Annotated in this window: 17 protein-coding genes; 9 read left to right on the forward strand and 8 right to left on the reverse strand. The window is 62.0% G+C overall.

Translation table 11 applies throughout. From position 1 onward, the window contains the following. Positions 1–98: 98 nt before the first annotated feature. The 5 genes from H5P29_RS29615 to H5P29_RS29635 are packed head-to-tail and all read left to right on the forward strand — an operon-like array spanning position 99 to position 5086. Positions 99–614, forward strand: a complete 516-nt coding sequence (locus H5P29_RS29615) for a ubiquinone biosynthesis methyltransferase UbiE (protein ID WP_246670713.1) — start codon at positions 99–101, stop codon at positions 612–614. Continuing rightward, positions 611–1801, forward strand: a complete 1191-nt coding sequence (locus H5P29_RS29620; RefSeq protein WP_067968313.1) for a class I SAM-dependent methyltransferase — start codon at positions 611–613, stop codon at positions 1799–1801. Before H5P29_RS29615 ends, H5P29_RS29620 begins: the two co-directional genes overlap by 4 nt. Before the next feature lie 8 nt (positions 1802–1809). Further along, on the forward strand, positions 1810–4167 hold the full coding sequence (locus H5P29_RS29625; RefSeq protein WP_371818666.1) for a SpoIIE family protein phosphatase: 2358 nt from the start codon (positions 1810–1812) through the stop codon (positions 4165–4167). Positions 4168–4171: 4 nt separating this feature from the next. Next, positions 4172–4729 (forward strand): ATP-binding protein, encoded by a 558-nt coding sequence (locus H5P29_RS29630; protein WP_067968307.1) that lies wholly within the window; start codon positions 4172–4174, stop codon positions 4727–4729. An 18-nt stretch (positions 4730–4747) separates the two neighbouring features. Further along, the gene (locus tag H5P29_RS29635; protein WP_067968546.1) at positions 4748–5086 is read left to right on the forward strand and encodes a hypothetical protein; all 339 of its coding nucleotides are present in this window, start codon (positions 4748–4750) and stop codon (positions 5084–5086) included. A 91-nt stretch (positions 5087–5177) separates the two neighbouring features. On the opposite strand, the gene H5P29_RS29640 is transcribed toward H5P29_RS29635, so the two are convergent. The 3 genes from H5P29_RS29640 to H5P29_RS29650 all read right to left on the reverse strand — a co-directional run bounded on the left by H5P29_RS29640 (position 5178) and on the right by H5P29_RS29650 (position 9771). Further along, positions 5178–7373, reverse strand: a complete 2196-nt coding sequence (locus H5P29_RS29640) for an esterase-like activity of phytase family protein (RefSeq protein WP_154384411.1) — start codon at positions 7371–7373, stop codon at positions 5178–5180. Between the two features lie 181 nt (positions 7374–7554). After that, positions 7555–8463, reverse strand: a complete 909-nt coding sequence (locus H5P29_RS29645) for a hypothetical protein (RefSeq protein WP_154384410.1) — start codon at positions 8461–8463, stop codon at positions 7555–7557. A gap of 243 nt (positions 8464–8706) precedes the next feature. Further along, a complete protein-coding gene (locus tag H5P29_RS29650; RefSeq protein ID WP_154384409.1) occupies positions 8707–9771 on the reverse strand; it encodes a helix-turn-helix domain-containing protein in 1065 nt (354 codons plus the stop codon). Between the two features lie 509 nt (positions 9772–10280). On the opposite strand from H5P29_RS29650, the gene H5P29_RS29655 reads away from it, so the two are divergent. Next, positions 10281–11810, forward strand: a complete 1530-nt coding sequence (locus H5P29_RS29655; RefSeq protein ID WP_154384408.1) for an ABC transporter substrate-binding protein — start codon at positions 10281–10283, stop codon at positions 11808–11810. A 66-nt stretch (positions 11811–11876) separates the two neighbouring features. Then, complete coding sequence (locus H5P29_RS29660) at positions 11877–13502, forward strand: serine hydrolase (RefSeq protein ID WP_154384407.1); 1626 nt, start codon at positions 11877–11879, stop codon at positions 13500–13502. A gap of 139 nt (positions 13503–13641) precedes the next feature. Here the strand turns inward: H5P29_RS29660 and H5P29_RS29665 are convergent, their stop codons facing one another. Then, complete coding sequence (locus tag H5P29_RS29665) at positions 13642–15156, reverse strand: winged helix-turn-helix domain-containing tetratricopeptide repeat protein (RefSeq protein ID WP_083948845.1); 1515 nt, start codon at positions 15154–15156, stop codon at positions 13642–13644. Between H5P29_RS29665 and H5P29_RS33015 the strand changes: the two genes are divergently transcribed. Together H5P29_RS33015 and H5P29_RS29675 are read left to right on the forward strand one after the other, a co-directional pair. Beyond that, positions 15146–15481: a hypothetical protein gene (locus H5P29_RS33015; protein ID WP_371818667.1), complete on the forward strand. Its 336-nt coding sequence runs from the start codon at positions 15146–15148 to the stop codon at positions 15479–15481. The genes H5P29_RS29665 and H5P29_RS33015 overlap by 11 nt on opposite strands. An 82-nt stretch (positions 15482–15563) precedes the next feature. Further along, positions 15564–16724, forward strand: coding sequence for an MFS transporter (locus H5P29_RS29675; RefSeq protein ID WP_154384405.1), 1161 nt, complete (start codon positions 15564–15566; stop codon positions 16722–16724). Between the two features lie 34 nt (positions 16725–16758). Here H5P29_RS29675 and H5P29_RS29680 read toward each other — a convergent pair whose 3' ends face one another. The 4 genes from H5P29_RS29680 to H5P29_RS29695 are packed head-to-tail and all read right to left on the reverse strand — an operon-like array spanning position 16759 to position 21432. After that, complete coding sequence (locus H5P29_RS29680; RefSeq protein WP_154384404.1) at positions 16759–17496, reverse strand: 5'/3'-nucleotidase SurE; 738 nt, start codon at positions 17494–17496, stop codon at positions 16759–16761. Positions 17497–17504: 8 nt separating this feature from the next. Further along, a complete protein-coding gene (locus H5P29_RS29685) occupies positions 17505–18665 on the reverse strand; it encodes an MBL fold metallo-hydrolase (RefSeq protein ID WP_371818668.1) in 1161 nt (386 codons plus the stop codon). Continuing rightward, positions 18662–19741: an ABC transporter ATP-binding protein gene (locus H5P29_RS29690; protein ID WP_067968271.1), complete on the reverse strand. Its 1080-nt coding sequence runs from the start codon at positions 19739–19741 to the stop codon at positions 18662–18664. The genes H5P29_RS29685 and H5P29_RS29690 overlap by 4 nt, the downstream gene beginning before the upstream one ends. After that, positions 19729–21432 (reverse strand): iron ABC transporter permease, encoded by a 1704-nt coding sequence (locus tag H5P29_RS29695; RefSeq protein ID WP_154384403.1) that lies wholly within the window; start codon positions 21430–21432, stop codon positions 19729–19731. The genes H5P29_RS29690 and H5P29_RS29695 overlap by 13 nt, the downstream gene beginning before the upstream one ends. Between the last annotated feature and the right edge of the window lie 38 nt (positions 21433–21470).

Raw genomic sequence — 21470 nt, forward strand, 5'->3', positions numbered from 1 at the left:
CATACATACGCATAGTGTGACGGCGCACCGACTTCGGGCCGGACACCGCAGATAAGCCGAGCAACCCTGTTGCACGGCCAGAACGGTAAGAGGGTGACATGCCTACGAAAGATGCGAATGCGGAACCAAGTTTTCGCACGATGATCCAGGTCGACATGGAGATCGCATCTTTCCTTTCGAATTGGGCGCATTGCGACTACATTTCGAGTTACCTTGCGCGTACTATCAGCCATAACAGACCAGACTCCGTTCTTTTCTCCAATCTCTTTTCGTCCGCACTGAATGAATTGCTGGAGGTCACTTTCAGGACGCGTCATTCTGGGGGAGCACTCGAGTGCAGGCTGTCTCGCTTGGGCGAGACTGACCGAATCGAGTTGACGTTTGCCTGCAGCCGGGAAGAGCACACCTTCCTGGAGGCTGCCATTGCGCGGGTTCAGGGTGCCGACCGGCAGGCACGTTACCTGAGTTCGCTTTCAGGCGATGTCGCGCCTAGCCGCGACATGATGCTTCTCGAACTGACCGTCAACTACAACGCCACGCTTCGGCTTGAAGAGGTTGATGGCGATACGGTCACAATCGTTGTCGACCTCCCGCTCGGGGGCCTGGCAAATTGACTGCGCACCCTGCCCCTTCCAGTATTTCAGGGCGCTTCAAGGCGCATTTCGACCTGAACAACCAGGAATTCTCGCTTGCCGGGTCGGTACGCCCGCAAACGATTGACGAGCTGGCGCCCAGCCTGGGCCTGCTGAAAGAATCCATCGAAAGCGTCCGCGGCGTGCTTTACATCAACGTCAGACGCCTCGCGCAGATGAACAACACTGCGTTCCATGCCTTTTCACGCGTCATCATCGACGCCTGCCGGGTCAGGCCGGACCTGAGATTTGTCGTCATTACCTCCAGCGTCGTCGGCTGGACGACGCGCAAATTCGGCCGTCTCAGCAAGATCGAGCCGGGTATCACCGTCGAGGAATATGACAGCGAGTTCTACCCCGGCCAGAGCTTCCTAGAAGAGGGTGGGTTCATTCCCATCCTGCGGACCCAGACCAAGATGACCTGGCGTCACGAACGCTCTATCTTGCCGCGTCACGGCATGCGGCCGGGCATCGTCATGGCCGACATCTGCTGCGGCATCGGTGATTTCGCGGTGCTGGTGCAGAAGGAATTCGAGCCGTCGCGGATCGTCGCCCTCGACCATTCCAAGTCGAGCCTGGCCTACGCCAGGAAGGTCGCTACGGAGTTCGACATCACCGGCATCGAATACACCTATGGCGACGCCTCCGAGATGTTGCTCGACGACGACCAGTTCGACCTCGTCACCTGCCGGCACTCACTGCAGATCTTCAATCGTCCTGCGCAAATCCTCAAGGAGCTGTTCCGGATCTGCAAGCCGGGTGGCCGGGTCTACATCACCAACGAGAAGAACTCGCACTGCCTGGGCGAACCACGCGGCGAAAGCATCCGCTGGACCTACAACGAGGTAGCCAAACTGTTCGAACATTTCGACATGGACGTCGAGCTCGGGCCCAAGAGCCGGCGCTATCTGGCGGATGCTGGCTTCGACGACATCCGCGTCGAACAGTTCATGGTCACCAATCTCGACGGCGATCCGAAGGACTTTGCCGACATGATCGCGGCATGGGAAGACGTCTATGCCGGCGACATGGCCGTCAAGCGCGGCGATTCCAGCGAGTTCATCAAGCAGTTCAGGCAAGGGTTCAAGGACCACATCTCGGCCGCCCTCCACCCGAAGGGGTATGCCGGTTGGCCAATCTGGGCTGCCTCAGGGCAGAAGCCACTATGAGCACGGACATGCAGGACACCCCTCGTTTCGGACTGCATTCCTTCCGCGCGAAGTTCGTGCTGGTGGTGGGCGGAGCAGTGCTGTTCGACCTGCTGATGAGCGGCGGCCTGGCGCTGTGGAACGTGCAGCGGCTGTCCCAGGACGCGACCTCCGAGGTCGGCGCCGGCCTGACGACGGCAAACCAGGAGTATATCCGCTCCTATGCCGAGTCGACGGCGTCGCGGGTCGACCTGTTGCTCGACCGGGTCCATGCCGACGTCAAGACGCTTGCCGGCGTCATACAAGGGCAGATCGACGACCCTGACCGGCAGAAGCAGGTCGGCGCCACGCTGGCAAACCAGGCCGCAGCCTCGGTGAATGTGGTCTATGACACCAAGGGACAGTGGGCGCAGAACTTGCCAGGCGCACCTTCCGTGGTCAGCGTCTGGGGTTACCTGCTTGGCCCCGACCACAAGCCGCTGCCGGCGGTCCAGGATGAGATTGAAAACAGCGCGGTGCTCGACCTCGTCGCGCCGAGCCTGCTGACCAGCGGTTCGTCAAAGCTGCAGATGTATTACATTGGCCCAAAGGAGCGCCCGATCTTCAGGACGGCGCCTTATACGGACCAGGCCCAGACCTTCGATCGCCTCTATCCCGGCCACAACAATTCGGAATTCTGGGAGTTCTTTTTCCCCGGCATCTATGGCTCGTGGCAGAAATGGGCGCTCGATCCGGCGTCGCGTTTCATCCCCAACAACGACATCACCCAGACCGCGCCCTATACCGACGCGATCACCGGCAAGCTGATCGTCAGCTTTTTCCATCCGCTGTGGACGCGCGACCGCACGGGCGTTGCAGGTGCCGCCGGCGCCGATATCACCCTCGACCAGCTCGCCGAGATCGTCGAGAACGTCAAGATCGCCGAAACGGGTTTCGGCTTCCTGACGATGCCGAACGGCAATGTGGTCGCCATCAACGCGAAGAGCGAAGCGACGATCGGGCTGGTTTCCTCGAATGAACAGGGTACGGGCGGGGTTACCGGCCTCGAGCGCTCTCTGCGTACCAGCACCCAACCTGCGATCGCAACCCTCGACCTCGACAGCAGCAATGACGGTGCGATTCAGCATGTCCTCTTGCAGAAGGACGGGGAGGACGTCCCTTACATTGTCGTGCTGAAGGGGCTGAAGCCGACGAATCTATGGACCACCGGACCCATCGAAGAACAGGCGATGTCGGTCGGCATCGTCGTGCCCGAGCGCGAGATCTATGCTGCGCTGTTTGCAGCGCAGGACAGCATTTCGAAGGCGACGAACCGGATCCTGCTTTATCAGCTCCTGGCCATCATCGTTTCACTGATGATCGTGTTTGCCGCAGTGTTTGGCTTGTCCAAGCGCATCACGGCAGGCCTCAGCGCGCTTGCAGCTGGCGCCAGGAGGCTGCAGGCAAAGGATTATTCCGTCCGCGTCAACATCCCGTCGAAGGATGAGGTGGGCGAGGTCGGTGTGGCCTTCAACCGCATGGCCGAGCAGATCAGCTTCCACACAGAGAACCTCGAGCAGCTGGTTGACGCGCGCACCAGGGATCTCGAAGACGCCAATGTCGAAATCTCGACGCTCAACGAAAAGCTGCGCAGCGAAAATGTGCGGCTCGGCGCCGAACTCGACGTGGCGCGCCAGATCCAGATGATGGTGCTGCCCAAGCCACGCGAACTGGCGCTGATCCCGGGCATCGAGATCGCGGCCTACATGCGGCCGGCAGACGAGGTCGGCGGCGACTATTACGACGTCCTACAGGATGGGCACCGCCTGAAGATCGGCATTGGCGACGTCACTGGACACGGCCTCGAGAGTGGCGTGCTGATGCTGATGGTGCAGTCGGTGGCACGCGCGCTGCAGGAGACCGGCGAGGACAATCCCCGCCAGTTCCTCGACCGCTTGAACCGCGCCATCTTCAAGAACCTGGAGCGCACCAACTCCGACAAGCACCTGTCACTGGCCTTCCTCGACTATGAAGACGAGCGCCTGGTTCTGTCGGGTCAGCATGAAGAGGTGCTTGTCGTCCGCGACGGCGGCAAGGTCGAACGGATCGACACGCTCGACCTGGGCTTGCCGGTTGGCCTCGAACGGGACATCTCGCCGTTTGTCGCCACTCGCAACATCCCGTTCAGCAGCGGCGACGTCATCATTCTTCACACCGACGGCGTGACCGAGGCTGAAGGAACGGGCGGCAAACTGTTCGGCCTCGACCGGCTCAGCGAAAGTGCACGATCACGCTACGGTAGCAGCGCGGAAGAGATCAAGAGCGGAATTGTCGACGACCTGATGGCGTATATCGGCACACGGAAGATACACGACGACATTACACTCGTCGTCATGAGGCACAGGTGAGCACATGACAACTATGTATGGACCGGCCGACATTGCGATGGGCATGCGGGACAACATCAGCCGCGTCAGGTTGTTTGACGGGCCGCTGGACCTGAAATGGCACCACTGCGCAACGACTTCGGACTTCATCGCTGATCTTTTCGCGCTGCCCTTCCACGCGTCGCGAAACGACTACAAGGAAGTGCGCCACAGCATTGGATACCTCGTCAACGAGCTGATCGAGAATGCCGTGAAGTTTCGCGAGCCGGGCGAGATCATCGTCGAAGCATCGATGGACTCAAACAATTTCAAGGTGAAGGTTTCCAACGTCGTGGCAGACAAGACCGCGATAACGTTTCAGAAGCTTCTCTCCCAGATTACCATAGGAGATCCGGGAGACCTTTTGATCCAGCAGATCGAGGCGAATGCAGCTGATCCCGATGCTACCGGCTCGGGGCTTGGATTGCTGACGCTGATGAGCGACTATGGCGCCAGACTGGCATGGATCTTCAGCCCGGTTGAGTCCAGCAACCGAGTGCACGTCGAGACCTATGCCACGATCCCGATCTCGCAGGCTCACTAGGAAAGAATGAAGGCGCACATGGAAGTAAGAACCGATGACTATCGCGTCTGGACCGAAAACAGCGATGTCTATTTCGACGGCTCCATGCGGCTTGCCGGCTCCGAAGCCTATGCGCCGGTGCTGGCTGTCATGACCACCATTCTGGCTGAAAAGCCTGAGACGATGACGCTCAACTTGACCGACCTCGAGTTTCTCAACTCATCCGGCATCAACCTTTTGGCCAAGTTCACCATCGAGGTGCGCAAACACCCAGATGTGCAACTCGTCGTGCGCGGCAGCTCCGAGATCCCATGGCAGTCGAAGTCGCTGCCGAACCTGAAGAAGCTGCATCCGGCGCTGGTCCTGCAGATCGATTGAACGAACACCATCCAGCCTCCGCAACGCCGGACAGCAGAAAAAGCCGCGGCATCGATGCCGCGGCTTTTTCGTTTCGACTGACGTCATCCGATCAGTTGACCGCTGCAATATTGCCCAGACGAATGAACAGGGTTTCGCCCGAAGAGTCGTCGACGCCGTCATTGTCGGTGACAACAAAGGCCTCACCCGACGTATCGATGGCAAAACCTTCGACCTTGTCGACGACGTAGCCGTTGGTCGCGGCCTTGAGATCCGGCACCAGGTCGCGCACCAGCGTCTTCGCCACCACCGGCAGCTCACCGCCGAGCTTGGCCGGCTTGAAGCCATCGAGCGCGACCGAATAGAGACGCTTGTTGACGGCCTCCTGGCCGATCAGATTGTCGCGTTCGACGATGAACAGCTTGCCGTCATGGGCGGTGATTTCCGACAGGCCGACCCAGCCCTTCTCGGTCTTGTCGAGGGGATAGCGGACCGCCGACCATTCCTTGTCCTTGGGCTTGTAGGCCAGGAGCTTGACCTGGCCCTTGGGGTCGTCTGCCCATTCGCGCTGGATCGCCATGACCAGGGTCAGGTTGTCGCCTTCGCCAAGCGTGGTGATGCCTTCGAGGCCGAAGCGGGTCTCGTGCGCCAGCAGCTCGGCCGGGAACGCGATCTCTTCCTTGATCTCACCCTTGGCGTTGACGTTGAAGATGGCGTGCGGGGTCAGCTTGTCGGTACGGCCTTCGGAGGCGAGCCAGAAGCCGCCCTTGCCATCCGGTGCCAGGCCTTCGAGATCAAGCTTCTGCGCCGGTTTGCCGTCACGCGTGACGACGGTCTTTGCGGTGATCAGGGCAGGGGTCTTGGTGGTATCGACGGTGAAGATCGCCGGCGCCGAGCGGTAGACCGAGTCCGACACCGCATAGAGCTTGCCGGCTTCCTTGGGATCGGCGGCGATACCCGAAAGTGCGCCCCAGCCGAGCGGCGTGCCGTCTTCGTTGGGAGCTGCCACGATCTGCGGATAGTTGGCTGCACCTTCGCCGAGTTCATAGACCATGACATGCGAACGTGCGAGGCCATCCTCGACGAGATCCGTCTCGTTGGCAGTGACCAGCAGGTTGCGCTGCGGGATGGCGACGAGGCCCTCGGGGCCGATGCCCGAGGGCAGCAGCTGGACGAATTCCGGCTCCTTGCCGGTGTCTCTGTAGACGCCGATCAGCGACGCCCGCTCGGCGGCAACGAAGATGTATTTCTGGCCGCCGAACTGGGCGAACTCCAGGCCTTCCGGCTCAATGCCCTTCTTGTTGCGGGCGTCGGGATAGTGACCGGCGGTGGCGGCCTGGTATTCGAAGGATGGACCGGACTCGTAGAGCACTTCGCCTGATTTGGAGAAGATGGTGAAGCCGCGCGCACCGCCCTTGTAGTCGCCTTCATTGGCAACGACGAGACGATCATTGTCGAGCCACTTCACCGCATCGGGTTCGCGCACAGCGTTCTCGACCTTGCCGGTGAAGCTTAGCGCCCCATCCTTCTTGGTATCGACGTTTTCGAGCGTCACTTCGCCTGCCGAAAAATGCGAGACGACCTTGCCCGAGGCTGCATCCACGATGGCGATGTGGTTGTTTTCCTGCAGCGTGACGGCGATCTCTCCAGCTTCGTTGAAGGCGACGAATTCCGGCTCCGGATCTTCCGGCGCAACCGCTGCGATACCGGTCAGGTCGACCGTCCTGATCGACGCACAGTCGGCTGTACCGTCCTTCAACGAGACGATCTTCAGATTGCCGGCTGGCAGCTGCGGCAGCGCACCCTCGTTCAGCTCTTCGTCGCGCTCGTTTTCGATCGCAATGGCGAGGAACTTGCCATCCTTGCTCAGCGCCACCGAGTCCGGCTGGCCGCCAAGATCGCAGGAGGCGTCGATTGCCTTGGAGGCGAGGTCGATAATGGTCAGGTTGCCCGAAGGCTCCTGCTTGGTCTTCGATGTGTTGACGCCGGCGAAGACCTTGCCGCCCAGGACCGTGACGGAAGTCGGCTCGCCTTCGATCTTGACGATACCGGCAGCCTTCGGCGCCTTGGCGTCGGTGATGTCGATGAAGCCGACCCCGCCGAGCGGGCTGTCGGAATAGACCAGCGTCATGCCGTCTTCGGTCGCGGCGATGATCTCCGACGAGGTCAGGGTCGCGGCGTCGACGCCAGCCGGCAGATTGGTTGCGACCGGGAAGGTGGCGATCCGGTTGAACGCCTGGTCGGCATAAGCGGGGATGGCTGCGGACGCCGCCAGCGCGGACGTCAAAAGCAGGAGCTTGCGTGACATGGGAAACCTCTTTGCCTGAACGGAATTGCGGTCCTCGTTTGGGGCAATGAGATTTCAGCGCGATGACAACAGCATGATGGTTTCATGACAGGTGCGACGAGCGCCGAACGATGGTGAGGGGGTATTGCGTTGCCGCGAAAGACCTCCCGGGCGACGAGCACCGCCCGGGAGTCTTTGCAGGTCAGGATGGGGTCGACCACTGGCCGCCCTTGTAGAGGCGGGTGGCGGTGTTGGTCGAGGTGAGGTCGATCTCGGTGGACATGGAGCGAGCCGAACTGAACATCGTCGAGGTGGCGATGTCCTGCTGGAACCACACCATCACGGTGTCGATCGGGGTCAGCGTCACCGAGCCCTGAACCATGCCGCTGGGCGCCACGTAGAGCGGCGTCGTCTGCTGGACACCGTTCAGCGTCGAGATCTGGCTCAGCGCCGGGTGGATCAGGCCGAACTGGTTCTGCATGGAGACACCGGTGACTGGACCGCCGGTCGCCGGCGGCTGCAGGATACCGTTCGCGTCGAGCAGGCACTGCTGGCCGAGGCCGAGCGCCCGCTGGTTGGTTGTCGCCGTGACCGTCACCGTGTCGGCGAAGACATTGGTGCCGAACAGCGAGAATTGAGGCGTCCACGAGAAGGCAGTGCTGTAGACATATTTGGTCAGCGACTGCCAGACGACGTTGTAGCTGCCGCCGTCGCTGCCGGAGGCGACCTTCTTGGCAAAGCACATGGCGTAGTTGTTGGTCTTGAGCGTGGCCAGGTCATCGAGATCGACAAGGATTGTCACTGCCTTGGACACCGCGTCCAGGGCCGCGTAGAAGCTCGCCAGGCTCTGCCGTGCGACATCTCGTTCGTAGGTCTCCACCTCGTCGGCCGCCGCCGCGCTGAAGGTCGCGTTCTTGCCGTTGACCGCAGTGCAATTGCACAGGTCGCCGGTCACCGACTGGCCTTGCCTGATGTCGTAGGTGTTTCCGCTGGTGACGGACCCTGACGACAAGGTAACCGTGAACGGCTCGTCGGTGCTGACGGTGCCGTCACCATTGGCGATCTTCGTCCATGTATTCCCGACCTTCTTGTAGATGTGTAGCTTCGCCATTTTGGCCTCCTGGAACTATGGTTGACAAAAATCAGACACAACAGAAATCGCCGCGAAGCGCGCTCCCACGAAACTCTTGGAACTCCAAGAATATTTCGTAGTATTTTAAGTAACCTTCCGCCACGCCGCTGAATATAATCTGTCGCAATTTCGGAGACCCGTCCTCCGGCTGGCGTCCCAAAAACATGTCTGTCTGTCCCAGCAAGCTCTGCTGGCTCTCCACCGCGAGGCGCTGTGGGTAGGTCACCCAGCCATCAACTCTTTGAGCCAATGCTCCAGCTGATTACCGCCCGGTGCGGGAGAGGCGACCGCGAGCCATTCAGCATCGCCGCGCTTGCTGGCAGCGCGTGCAGCACGGGGCGAACTGCCGAAGGCGTCGTGGAAGATCCGGCTGAAATGAGCCTCATTCCTGAAGCCGAGATCGTAGGCGATGTCGCCGATACGCCTATGGCGAAGGGCCGGGCTGCAGATGTCGAGCAGCGCGCGGCGAAGGCGGCGGCGGCTGATGTAGTGCCTGACGCCGCCAGATGTCTCGAACAACCGATAGAGTTGGCTTCGCGAAATGAGGAACGCTGAGGCCACTTCTTCGGGCGCCAGTTCCGGCTGGTGCAACCGCTCTTCGATGTAACCTCGGATGGACCGCATGAGACCGCCGTGAGACGTCGTCGTGGGCGCCGGATACGAGACGGCGCCGATGCCCAGGCATGTGTCGGCCAGGTTCGCCGTCACCCGAGCGAGCGCCACCGCCTCGTGGAGCCATAGCCGTGGCGCCGTCTGGCACAAGGTCACGATGTGCTGCCCAAGCAGACCGCCAACCGGGGTGTCCCGCAACAGAATGCGGCCATGCTGCCTGTCCAGTTCGCCGGTGGTCGGCGACAGGAGCGATCGCGGCAACACAAGGCTTACGCTTTCGCTGGCATAGGCGACGAAATCGAGCGGGCTTGCCAGGTCGACGATCCCGACATCGAGATGGTTCAGTCGCCTGTTCTCGCCGGCGCGCCTGAGATGGCCGCCGCCCTGGCTGCAGACATGGATGAAAAGATGATCCAAGTCATCGCGCAGGGTCCAGGCATCGGAGCGCGAGTAACGCACGGCATCGCTCTTTCCGTGCAGAACCAGCGCCAAGCCTAGGTGGTAAACGGTCAGCGAGGCGAAAAAACCATGCTCTCGCCGATGAAACGGCCGCGTCACCCTGAACAGCGACGCCAGAAGCTGTTGCCAAGATTTAAAGCTATCAGAGTCCGTATCACCTGAGACTGAATAATTGAGAGTCTGTACTTTTGAGCCATTCGTACCGGTCTGTTGCATCTCGGGAAATATACTTGACACGACCACACCGCACCCCCATGCGACCTACGGAGGTGATCAATTATCAAAATATCATCTATTCACGAAGTTGCTTTTAAGATGCACATAAATTTAAGTATATATATACAATATATCTCGGCAGGTTCGGTCATGACAGCAAGACCAGACGCAGGCCATGTCGCCTGGCGATATCGAGATCCAGCCGCGGTCCAGGCATCAGCTCCACCAGATCAGGGACCGCTGACGCGGCGCCGCTCCACAACCGAAGCGCAACGCCAAGCTTCACGGCCGTGTGGGCGTGGGCACGCGGTTCCATGCCATCAGGGCCGATCCTAACCGGGCAAACCTTCGCGCCCCGAAGGAGCTCGGCGAAGAGGGATCGACGTGCATTGGCCCAAGCATCAATGCCACTGGATCGGCAGAAAAGGTTTGACAACAACCGACAAAAGCCTAGCCTCTAAAATATGGAATATATTCCATTACACTGGAAGTCTGGGAGGACTGGCATTATGACGATGAGACTGGCTGTTGTTTCTGCGTTGGCCGCGCTTTCAACCGCATCTGCGGCTTATGCGGAGCCAACCAAAGGTGGCATTATCAATGTCGCGACGGTTGGAGAGCCACCAACGCTCGACGCGATGATTACGTCGACAGATCTCGTCGGCATGATCAGCCAGCACATCTTCGAGACGCTCTTTACCTTCGACAAGAACTGGAATGTCGCGCCGCTGCTGGCGGAGAGCTTGCCCGAGGTGAGCGACGATGGGACCGTGTACACCATCAAGCTGCGCCAGGGCGTCGTCTTCCACGACGACACCCAGTTCGACGCCGCAGACGTCGTCGCTTCCCTGGACCGCTGGATGAAGCTCGCAGGCCGGGGTAAGCAGATCGCTCCGACCGTCAAGCAGATCGAGGCTGTCGATCAGTCGACAATTCGTATCACCCTGACCAAGCCCTATTCAGCACTGCCGGCTCTGCTTGCATTCAACAATTCCGCCGCGATCATGCTGCCCAGCGAAAAGCAGACAGACCCGATGGTCGAGGTCATCGGCACCGGCCCCTATCAGCTCAAGGAGCGCAAGCCGGATCAATACATCCAGCTGACGCGCTTTGACAAATACAAGCCGCGCGCCGAGGAAGGCTCCGGTTATGCTGGTGCGAGGATCGCTTATCTCGACGAGATCAGGTTCGTTCCGGCACCGGACGCCTCCACCCGTCTCGAAGGGGCCATTGCGGGGCAATTTGCATATACGGACTCGCTGCCCGTCGAACAAATGGGCCGGCTCGCCGACAGCAAGTCAGAGGCGGTTCTGTTGCAGAACTCCGGTTGGCTGATGATGCGCATGAATGCCAAGCAAGGCGTTCTTGCTGACGTAAAGGTGAGAAAGGCCGTGCAGGCGGCCCTCAGCGAAAGCGATATGCTCGCTGCCGCCTTTGGCGACCCGAAATTCTTTGCTGTCGAGGGCGCAATGTATCCGGAGGGATACCAATGGCATAGCAACGTCGGTGTTGAGGGCAACTATGATGTCGGCGATGCCGATGCAGCAAAGAAGCTGCTCACCGACGCCGGGCTGACGACGCCGACGCCGCTGCGGATTCTGACCAGCCGCCAGTACGAGTTTCATTACAAGATGGCGCTGGTCGCTGCAGAATACCTGAAGCTCGCTGGTTTCGACGTGAAAATGGAGGTCGTCGATTGGGCGACCTTGACCCAGCGCATCCTGAATCCTGAATTGTGGGACATCTTCATCACGCACAGCCCGTTCTTGGCTGAGCCGGCGCTGATCAATATCTTTTCTCCAACGGCGGTCGGCTGGTGGAGCACGCCAGAAATTGCGGATGCGATGACGGCGCTGACAGGCACCGCCGATCCGGCGAAGCGCGTTGCTGCTTTTGGCACCGTGCAGTCGCTGATCATGGAGCAAGCGCCAATAATCAAGGTTGGAAATTTTAGCGCACTTTCGGCCAAGGCGCCCGGATTGAAGGGTTTCTGGCCGTCTCCTTGGGCCTCGTTCTGGAACGTGTCGCTGGAGAAGTAAGGGACCGCCTGTCCCCGTTCCTCACGGGGACAGGCTTCTTGTCGCGGAATATTAGCGGAACATCAAATGTCTGTTTCTCAGCGTTCGGGATCGCTCGGATCAACCGAAGTCGCATTGCTTGATGCATGTATCTCCGAGGCAGCATCGCCCGACGGCCCCGGCGTCGCCGTAGCTGTTCTGCACAAGGGCCGCCCTGTCTATCAACGGGCGAGGGGGCTTGCCAGCCTGGCCCATCGACTGCCGCTGACGGACCGCTCGGTTGTGCGAATAGCGTCCCAAAGCAAGCAGTTCACCGTGCTGATGATCCTCATGCTGGAGAGTGAGGGCAAGCTTTCGCTCGAAGACGACATACGAGATCACTTTCCATGGCTGCCCGATTGGGGCAGCCGGGTGACGCTTGGCCATCTGGCATCGAACACCAGCGGCATTCGCGACATCCTGGATTCGATGATCATGGCTGGTATTCCAATCACCGCGCCGTCCTCCAGGTCGGCTGCAAAGGCAATCGTCGCACGGCAACAGGGGCTCAATTTCGAGCCCCTGACAGACCTCCTCTACAGCAATTCCAACTTTCTCCTGCTGTCTGAACTGATCGAGAAGGTAACAGGCAAGAGTTTCAACGAGGCGCTTGAGCACTACATCAGCGGTCCCCTCGGGATGACTGATACGCAACTGATGGTGAGAGATGACGAAATCCGTCCCCGTCTGGCGGATCATCACCGGCGTGGGCCACAGGGCCAATGGCTCAAATCTGCCTGGGGCATTGCGATCGGCGGGGAAGGCGGCCTGGTGTCGACCCTGGCGGACATGATCATCTGGCAGCAAAACCTGCGGGAGCCAAAGGTCGGCACAGCCGAGATGATCGAGCGCATGGGAAAGCCCTATGTAACGATCAACGGCGTCGCGTCGCCCTATGGACTAGGCCTCGTCAACACATGCCACAAGGGCGCTCCGCTCGTCGGCCATGGCGGCTGGATCGCCGGCTCGCGTTCGGAATCGTTCCGCAACCTGTCGGAGGACATCTCCATCATCGTCTTGTCCAATCACGATGATTTTTCATCGTTTGGGCTCGCGCGCGACGTGCTCGACATCGTGCTTGGCCGCAGCCCTGGCGGCCTGCTCTCGCCGGAAGGCATTGCATCCCTCGAGACCCGTTACGGGTTCTGGCGATCCGACGATGGCGGCCGCGTCTTTGGTCTCGAGGAGTCGGGCGGACTGCCAGCAATCGTCGGCAGCATGGGCGTCTCGGCACTGGAGGAACCGGAAGTGGGTAAGTTCCATGCCCGTGGTTCGCTGCCGGCATTTGTCTTTTGGTTGGAAGCGGACGGATCCATACGAACCGAAACGTTCGGCCGTTCAAGGCGCTATCGACGGGTGGAAGCATCAAGGCAAACCGGGAGCGACCCGTCAGGCACGTACAGCAGCACAGAGAGCGGTTTGACCGCAAGCATCGGAAATGTTGACGGCCGCTGGAGCATGCGCGTGACATCGCCTTTTGGCACGGCACGGCTTTCGCTCGATGCATGCGATGCGGACATGTATCTCGCTCGCCCGAGCGAAACCGACATCCACGACCAATGGCGTATCGCGCCCTGGGTGCTGCCGTGGCTCTACAGTGTTCGCATCAGGAGCGACGCGATCGTGCTCAACAGCGATCGCGGTCGTGACGTGGTGCTCACCAGGCTGCCCTAGACACGCGCCGGACGCCTCGCAATGGCAGGCGGCGTGGCCGAATGTCCGTCAGCGGCCACCACCCTGGCAACAGCAATTGCCGCGTAATCTATCTTATGGAACTTGCCAGACGACATTGCGACAGGTAACTACTTGCGCCTCACTCGGGAAGCCCCGCCTTGCAGAAACCGTCGACGAAATGCGCAAGCGTGGCGGCGTCGCGGAACGGCTCAGTCGCGGCCCAGTGGCGGGTGGTGTAGTCGGGGTTGCCGACAAGAAACAGTTCGGCTTCCGCACGTGCCTCGTCGAGCCTGCCCAGCTGGGCCAAGCTTGCCGCCAGGAAACGGCGCGAGCTCGTGCGATAGGTCTCGTCCTTGAGCAGCGTCTCGGCGGCAGCCTCGTAGTCCCGGGCCGCATACTGCGCCTGGCCAAGCACCAGATAATACCAGCCTGCCGGAAACGGGTTGAGCCGGAACGCCTTGTGGATGTGAGCGAGGCCATCTTCGATCCGTCCTGCAAGGATCGCGATGTCGGAGAGTGCAGCCCAGGTGTCGGCTTCGTTCGGGTCGAGCTCGATCGCCCTGGCGAACTCCGCATCGGCCTCGGCGAAGCTTTTGTCGTAGGCCAGCAGATATGCCAGCACCCAGCAGCAGCCGGCGTCGCCGGGATCGAGCGCCACAGCCTTGCGCGCCAGGTCCAAAGCGTCCTTGCGGCCGGCTTCCGCCGGTCCGCCGCTGTGCACCCATCCCATCCAATGGTTCATGGCGAGCCAGCGATGGGCCTCGGCGTAACCGGGATCGAGCGAGATCGCGCGCGACAACATCAGATGCGCTTCACGCGCCGCTTGCGGTGAATCGTCCATCAGCTTGCGTGCCCGGACGCACAGATCATAGGCCTCGAGGTTTTTGGGCCGGACGCGCGGTGGCGGGGTGCGCAACCGGCCAAGCAACGCCTCGACGATCTTGCCCGTGACCTCGTCCTGCACGGCGAAGATATCTTCCAGGCTGCGGTCGAAGCGCTCCGCCCAGAGATGATCGCCGCTCACGGCATCGACCAGTTGGACGTTGATGCGCACCCGCCCGGCAGCGCGCCGGGCACTGCCCTCGAGCAGGTAGCGCACACCGAGCTCGCTTGCGATCGTGCGAACATCCATCGCCCTCCCCTTGTAGGCAAAGGACGAGTTGCGCGCGATGACGAACAGGCCTGGAACCCTGGACAGGTCAGTGATCAGGTCTTCGGTCAGGCCGTCCGCGAAAGCCCCCTGCTCTGAACCGTCGCCGACATTGACGAAAGGCAACACGGCAATCGACGGCCTGTCGGGCAGCGGCAAGGGTTTTCGCCCGGCTTCGCCAAGCTGCTCGACCCTGCCCAGGAAGCGGTAGCCGACGCGCGGGACCGTGGAGATCCATTCGCCACCGTCGGCCTTAGGACCGAGCATTTTCCTGAGCTGCGCGATCTGGACGGTGAGATTGCCCTCCTCAACGGTTGTACCGGGCCAGGCCGCGTCCATCAACTCGGCCTTGCCGAGGATCGCGCGCGACCGCCCGACCAGCGCTGCAAGCAGCTTCATCCCGCGATGGCTGACGGCTACGGGATCGTCGTTCCGGAGCAGCGTTCCGGCATCCGGATCAAGCAAGAACGGACCAAAGGCGAAACGCACTCCCATGCAGCGCATCTATAGCCGGTTTGGAAGTTTTTGGAACTATTTGGCGGGACTTAAGGACGACGCCGTTCGTCTTCTGCAGAAGTCATCCTCATCCAGGTCGAAGCTCCAGCACCAGACGGAGGGTGGCATGAACGATATTTGCATGGACACATCTGCCTCCCCTCGAGCGAGATGGGCGGCCCTGCCAGGCACCATAGCCAACTGGCGCTGGCGGATACGCTTCCGCTGGGAACTCGAGCAGAAATTGAAATCCGATTCCCACTTGATCGAGGATATCGGCCTGACGGCACCACAGGTCGAGGCTGAGATCGCCAAGCACTTCTTGCAGGCGTGAAGAAGACCGATGACACCTGACCGCCAATACCCCGAACGCCTGCAGAGGAGCCGAGAGTGGCTTGCCCTGTTTCGAGGCCTGCATGACGACCGATAGCGCGACATCGAGGCGAGAGGTCCCATGGGAAGCGATGGCCGGTGTCATCGCCACCGTCACGGTGTTTGCGGTGGCACAGGGGCTGACCTATCCACTGCTCAGTTTCATCCTCGAACGCCAAGGAACAGAGCCGAGCCTGATCGGCCTGTCGGCGGCGATGACGCCGCTGGGCTTCATCGCCTCTTCGCCTGTCATACCCGCGCTGACGCAGCGCATCGGCGCGGGACGGCTTGCGATCCTGTGCTCGATGCTGGCGGCAACGACGCTGATGGCGATCGCCTTGATGCAGGACGTCTGGGCCTGGATGCCGCTGCGTTTCCTGCTCGGCTTCTTCGCCAATCCGCTTTACGTGATCAGCGAAACCTGGCTGCTGGCGATCACGCCGGCATCGCGCCGTGGGCGCATCATGGGCCTCTACTCGTCGATCGTCTCAGGCGGCTTCGCCATCGGCCCGCTATCCCTGGGCTTCGTCGGCACCGATGGCTGGCCGCCCTTCATGGTCGGCATCGTGGCATTCCTTGTCTGCGGCACAATCGTGCTTGCTGTCATACAACGCATGCCAAAGATGGCGCATAACGGCGACGCAGCTTCGATCGGCGGCTTCGTCGCGCTTGCGCCGCTGTTGTTGTTTGCGGTCTTCACCGCCGCAGCCTTCGAGCAGACATTGATCTCCCTGTTTGCGGTTTATGGCGCAGCACTTGGCAGCGCCGAGGGCAGGATCGCTTCGCTGATCACCTGCTTCATCGCAGGAAACGCCCTGCTGCAGATATTGCTCGGACGGCTGGCCGAGCAGTTTGGCGCGGCGCGGACCATGCTGCTCTGTGCGCTGGGGTCCCTGGCCGGCTGCCTGCTTTTGCCGCTGGTCTTCGACGCGTGGCTGATCTGGCCGATGCTGTTTCTATGGGGCGGCGCATCGTTCGGGATCTACACCATGGCACTGATCCAGCTCGGCGAACGCTTCGCCGGCCAGGCCCTGATAGCCGGCAATGCAGGCTTCGCACTGGCCTGGGGCATTGGCGGCATCGCTGGCTCGCCCGCGACCGGCCTCACCATGCAACTGATCGGACATCAGGGCCTGCCATTGGCACTGGGCCTGATGAGCGGTGCGTTGGCGCTGTTTCTGCTGTTGGCCCGACGGAGACTGTGACCTCGGTACGAACCGCACGCGCCTCGATGTCGACCTATAGCGTCTTCAGAAAACCCTCGGCAAGGCGCGTCTCGCCGAACCAGTTGATACGGTTGATGGTGATGTAGCCGGCGTCGATGGTGCTGTTCTCATCACCCTCGACTGTTGTTCTTTCACGGCCGCGGGGCACCACGAGCACGGTGCGGTCGCCATCCTGTTCGACGACCTCGGAGCGCCGGGCGATCTTGTCGCGACCGATGCTTGGCTGGCGGATTTCGGCCGGCAGCGACGACGGCAGGTTGATGCTGAGCCAATGGCCCTCCAGCACCCAATCAGCCCGCCTGCGCCAGAGGTCGGCGATCAGGCCGCCGAGCCAGGCATCATTGCCGGCACGGATTTCCGGCGACTTGACCTGCGAGAAGCCGATCGCCGGCACGTCCCAGAAGCTCGCCTCGCGGGCAATGCCAAGCGTACCGGAGTAGGCGAGATCCTCGGCGACGTTGCGGCCGTCATTGATGCCGCCGAGCACGAGGTCGGGCCTGCCGTCGCCGGCAAGCAGCCAGGTCATGGCGGTCACGACGCAGTCTGCCGGGCGACCCGAGCACGAGTACCAGCGCTCGGCGGTACGACGCATGGTGAGCGGCTCGGCCATGGTCAGCGAGGCCCCCGCGGCGGTGTGTTTGCGTTCAGGCGCCACGACCCAGACATCGTCGCTGATGGTCTCTGCCGCTGCCGCCAGGCGGGCAAGGCCCGGCGAAGCGATGCCGTCGTCGTTGCAGATCAGGATTCTCATGGCGGACCTCAGGCAGCTAGAGTGTAGCTGTCGCCGGTGCGCAGGCCTGTGCGCAGCGACGGCATGTGGGGCGCAAGCTCGGCGAGCATGCCCGGCAGGCAAGAATGGCCGAAAGCTGTCGGGCGTCCAGCGCCTTCCCAGATGGCCAGGCTTCCCGACAATGTCGGGTGCGTCGGCATGCGTATCCAGTCGGCGCGACCCGCAGCATGCAGCACATCGCCCGGCGAACCGGCCGGCAGGTGGCCAGAGAGCAGGATGGGATAGCCGGCAGCGTCCGCCAGCGGCAGAAGCATCGCCGACGGCCCGGCCTTGCCCATGCCGTCATCGGCGAGCAACGGGCAGGCCGGCAAGGCATCGCCGTCATGCCAGTCAATGGCATTGGCCAGACGCTGCCGTAACTGGGGGACCATCGTCGGATGAAGAGCCGTCCTCGCCTCGATCTGGACGGCGAGCGATGCCCGCATGCTGGCATGGATGGCAAAGGGGCCATCGAGAATGGCCATCAGCTCGAGCGAGCGGCCGGAAAGCGGCGTCGGCAGCAGGCAGCCGCCGGGCCGGGCCGCGACCCATTCGGCGATGGCTTGCGCACGTGCCGTACCGCTGACCGGATCGGCGCCATAAGACGCATCGAACACAAGAAGGTCGCAACGCGGCATCGAATCCATGACGAACACGCTGCTGTCAGGCACGACGTCGGCGGAATAGACGACCTTGCGGCTGCCGTCATCGACGGCGAACCAGACACCGCCGACGACATGGCCGGAGCGGCCCGTCGCTATCGTCAACCCGCCGATGATCAGGCTGTCGCCGGGCTCAAAAAGTTCTATCTGTTCCTCGGGAAGCGGAAAGCGCTTGAAATCATCCGGCTCGGCATAGGCATCGAGCGTTGCCGAAGCTTCCTCCCGCGTCTCGGCCGTCATCAGGATGCGACCACGATAGCCTTGCGCCAGCAACCAGCTCAGCGCCCCGACATGGTCCTCGTGGGCGTGGGAAATCAGCACTGCATCAATGTCGCCGACGTCGGCAGGAAGCACCGGGTAGTATTCCGCGCCGGAAGCGCCGACTTTGATGCCGGCGTCGAGCAGGATGCGTCGGTTGCCGCCTGACACGGCGACACTGGTGCGTCCCTTCTCACCGAAACCACCGCAGAGGTCGATGCGCATGCTCATGCCGAGGCACCGCCCGGGATGAGCCAGCCGGAAGCGATGCGGACGCGGGCCCTGGCGCCGGCCTCGAAGGGATTGGGATCGGGTTGTTCGAAGTGCAGCACGACCGAAGGATCGGCATCGGGGGCGAATTCGATGCGTGCCACGCCGCCCTTGTAGACCGCGCGCCTGACCGTGCCGTCGATGCCCGGCTCGTCCGGGGCGGCCGCCGAGATTTCAGGCCCCCGGCAGCAAATTTTGGCTTCGGCGCGTCGCATCTCGTCAGGACGGCAGCGGACCACGACCTCCTGGCCGAGCACATCGACCTTGACGTGGCCGCCTTCGGCCGGGATCAGCACCTTGGCCGGGAGGACGATGCCTTCTGATATGAATGACGCGACCATCTCGTTGGCCGGCTCACGATAGAGATCGCGGGGAGCCGCGAGCTGGGCCAGGCGGCCATTGTCCATGACGGCGATGCGGTCGGCCAGCGCCATCGCTTCGGCCTGGTCGTGGGTAATGTAGACGATCGTCGTGCCGGTACGCTTGTGGAAGGCAGCGAACTCGTCCTCCATGGCCGCGCGCAGGTGGACGTCGAGATTGGCCAGCGGCTCGTCGAACAGCACCAGCGACGGTGCCGCCACCAGGCAGCGGGCGAGCGCGACGCGCTGGCGCTGGCCACCCGATAGATTGGCGGGGCGGCGGTCGCCAAAACCCTTGAGGTCGACCAGCGCCATGGCATCCTCGACCCGGCGCTTGCGGGTCTCTGCATCGACCTTGGCGACCTTCAGCGAATAGCCGATGTTTTCGGCAACCGTCATGTGCGGCCACAAAGCGTAATTCTGGAAGACGATGCCGACCCGCCGCTTTTCCGGCGGAACACAGCCTTGCGCGGTCGAGACGATTTCGCGGCCGATGCGGATGTCGCCCGATGTGACGTTCTCGAAACCGGCGACGAGCCGCAGAAGCGTGGTCTTGCCGCAACCCGACGGCCCGAGAACAGCGAGGAACTCGCCGTCCCTGACGTCGATGGAGACATCCTTGACGGCGTCGAAATCACCGAAGGTCTTGGTAACGCCGTTGATGGTCAGTCCCGCCATGGGAGCACTCCGCTGGGTAGGTGGGCGGCAAGCAGATTTGCCAGCAGCATCAGGACGAAGGTAATCGCCACCGTGATCGCCGAAATCGCCGACGCGTAGTTGGAATCGCCGCCTTGCTCGAAAGAGAACATCAGCACGCCGATAGTCTCGGAACCTGATGACCACAGCAGCGCCGAGACGGTCAGCTCGCTGAGTGCGGTCATGAAGATGAGCAGACCGCCGGCAAGGGCCGCCGGTGCGACGAGCGGGAAGATGATGGTGCGCATGCGGGTGAACAGGCTGGCACCTGCGACCCGCGCCGCCTCCTCGAGCGCACGGTCGATCTGGTGGTAGCCGGAGATCGTCGGCCTGAGCGCCAGGACCAGGAAGCGTGCGAGATAGGCGTAAAGGATGATCCAGACGGTGTTGTAGATCTGGATGCCGGTGAACGGAATCGGCTTGAGGAACATCAGCAAGGACGCAATCGCCAGCACCACGCCCGGCAGGGCATAGGGCAACTCGACTGCGAGGTTCAGATACTTGACCCACTTCTTGCCGCTCCAGGCAACGAGATAGGCGACCGGGATGGCGACCAGCACGGCGAAGGCGGCTGCGGAGAGAGACAGTGCGAAACTGTTGAGGAAAGCGCGCCTGGCGGCGCCATATTCGAACAGCACGAAGCGATAATTGTCGAGCGTGGCGGTGGCGGCGGTGAGCGGGATGCCATAGCCGGGCACCAGCGACGAAAGCAGCAAGCCGAACAGCGGCAGCACCAGAATCAGCACGATCAGGCACCACATCACGACCTGCACCGGCACCCGCCACTTGCCAAGCTCGTAGGGTTCGGCAGCAAGCGATGTCGAGCTGATACGGTAGTCGCGGCGCCGGCTCATCATTTCCTGGGCGAGGATGCCCGCCATGGCGATGAGGCCGATCAGCACCGACAGGAAGGCGGCGTCGCCGAGCACGGCCGGGCCGCCGCCGGCGAGGCGCTGGTAGATCAGCGTCGGCAGCACCAGATAGTTGGCCGGGATGCCGAGGAAGGCGGGGATGCCGAAATTGCCGACGCAGGAGACGAAGGCAAGTGCAGCGGCGGCAACGACCGACGGCGTCATCAGCGGCAGCACGATGGTGCGCAGCACTGTGAACCAGCCGGCGCCGCTGGCGCGGGCGGCCTCGACCAGCTCGCGCGGCAGCTTGCGCAGACCGGCGCGCACGAGCAGGAAGACCAGCGGGCCATACTGCACGCCGAGCAGCAGGATGATGCCCTCCGGCGAATAGAGCGGATTGCGGCTGCCGAGCGGGGGCGCGATGCCGAGCATCTTGAGCAGCGGGCTGGCCGGGCCGAACAATTGCAGCCAGGCGAGTGCCGTCACCTGCGGGGCGATCATCAGCGGCATGACGTAGCAGAGCACGAAGGCGCTGCGTCCCCGGACGTCGGTGAGGGTGACGAGCAGCGCGACGGAGGTGCCCAGGATCACGGCGAGAGCTGTGCCGAAGAAGCCAACCACGAGCGTGTTGCCGGTGGCGACCCAGGTCGTCGCATTGGTCAGTCCGGCGCTGATCGCTGCGGTGGACAGCGTCCCGCCGGGAGCAAAGATCTCCTGGATCAGGCGCAGCATCGGCAGGATGGACAGCAGCACGATGAGTGCGGCAACCACCACCGTCATGGCCCATTCCTGGCCGCGACCTTGTTTCAGCCTGACAGACATTTTCGGGTTCCGGAAAGCAGGGCGGCACTCGCTAACAA

This window comes from Aminobacter sp. MDW-2 (assembly GCF_014250155.1).
Classification (GTDB): Bacteria; Pseudomonadota; Alphaproteobacteria; order Rhizobiales; family Rhizobiaceae; genus Aminobacter; species Aminobacter ciceronei.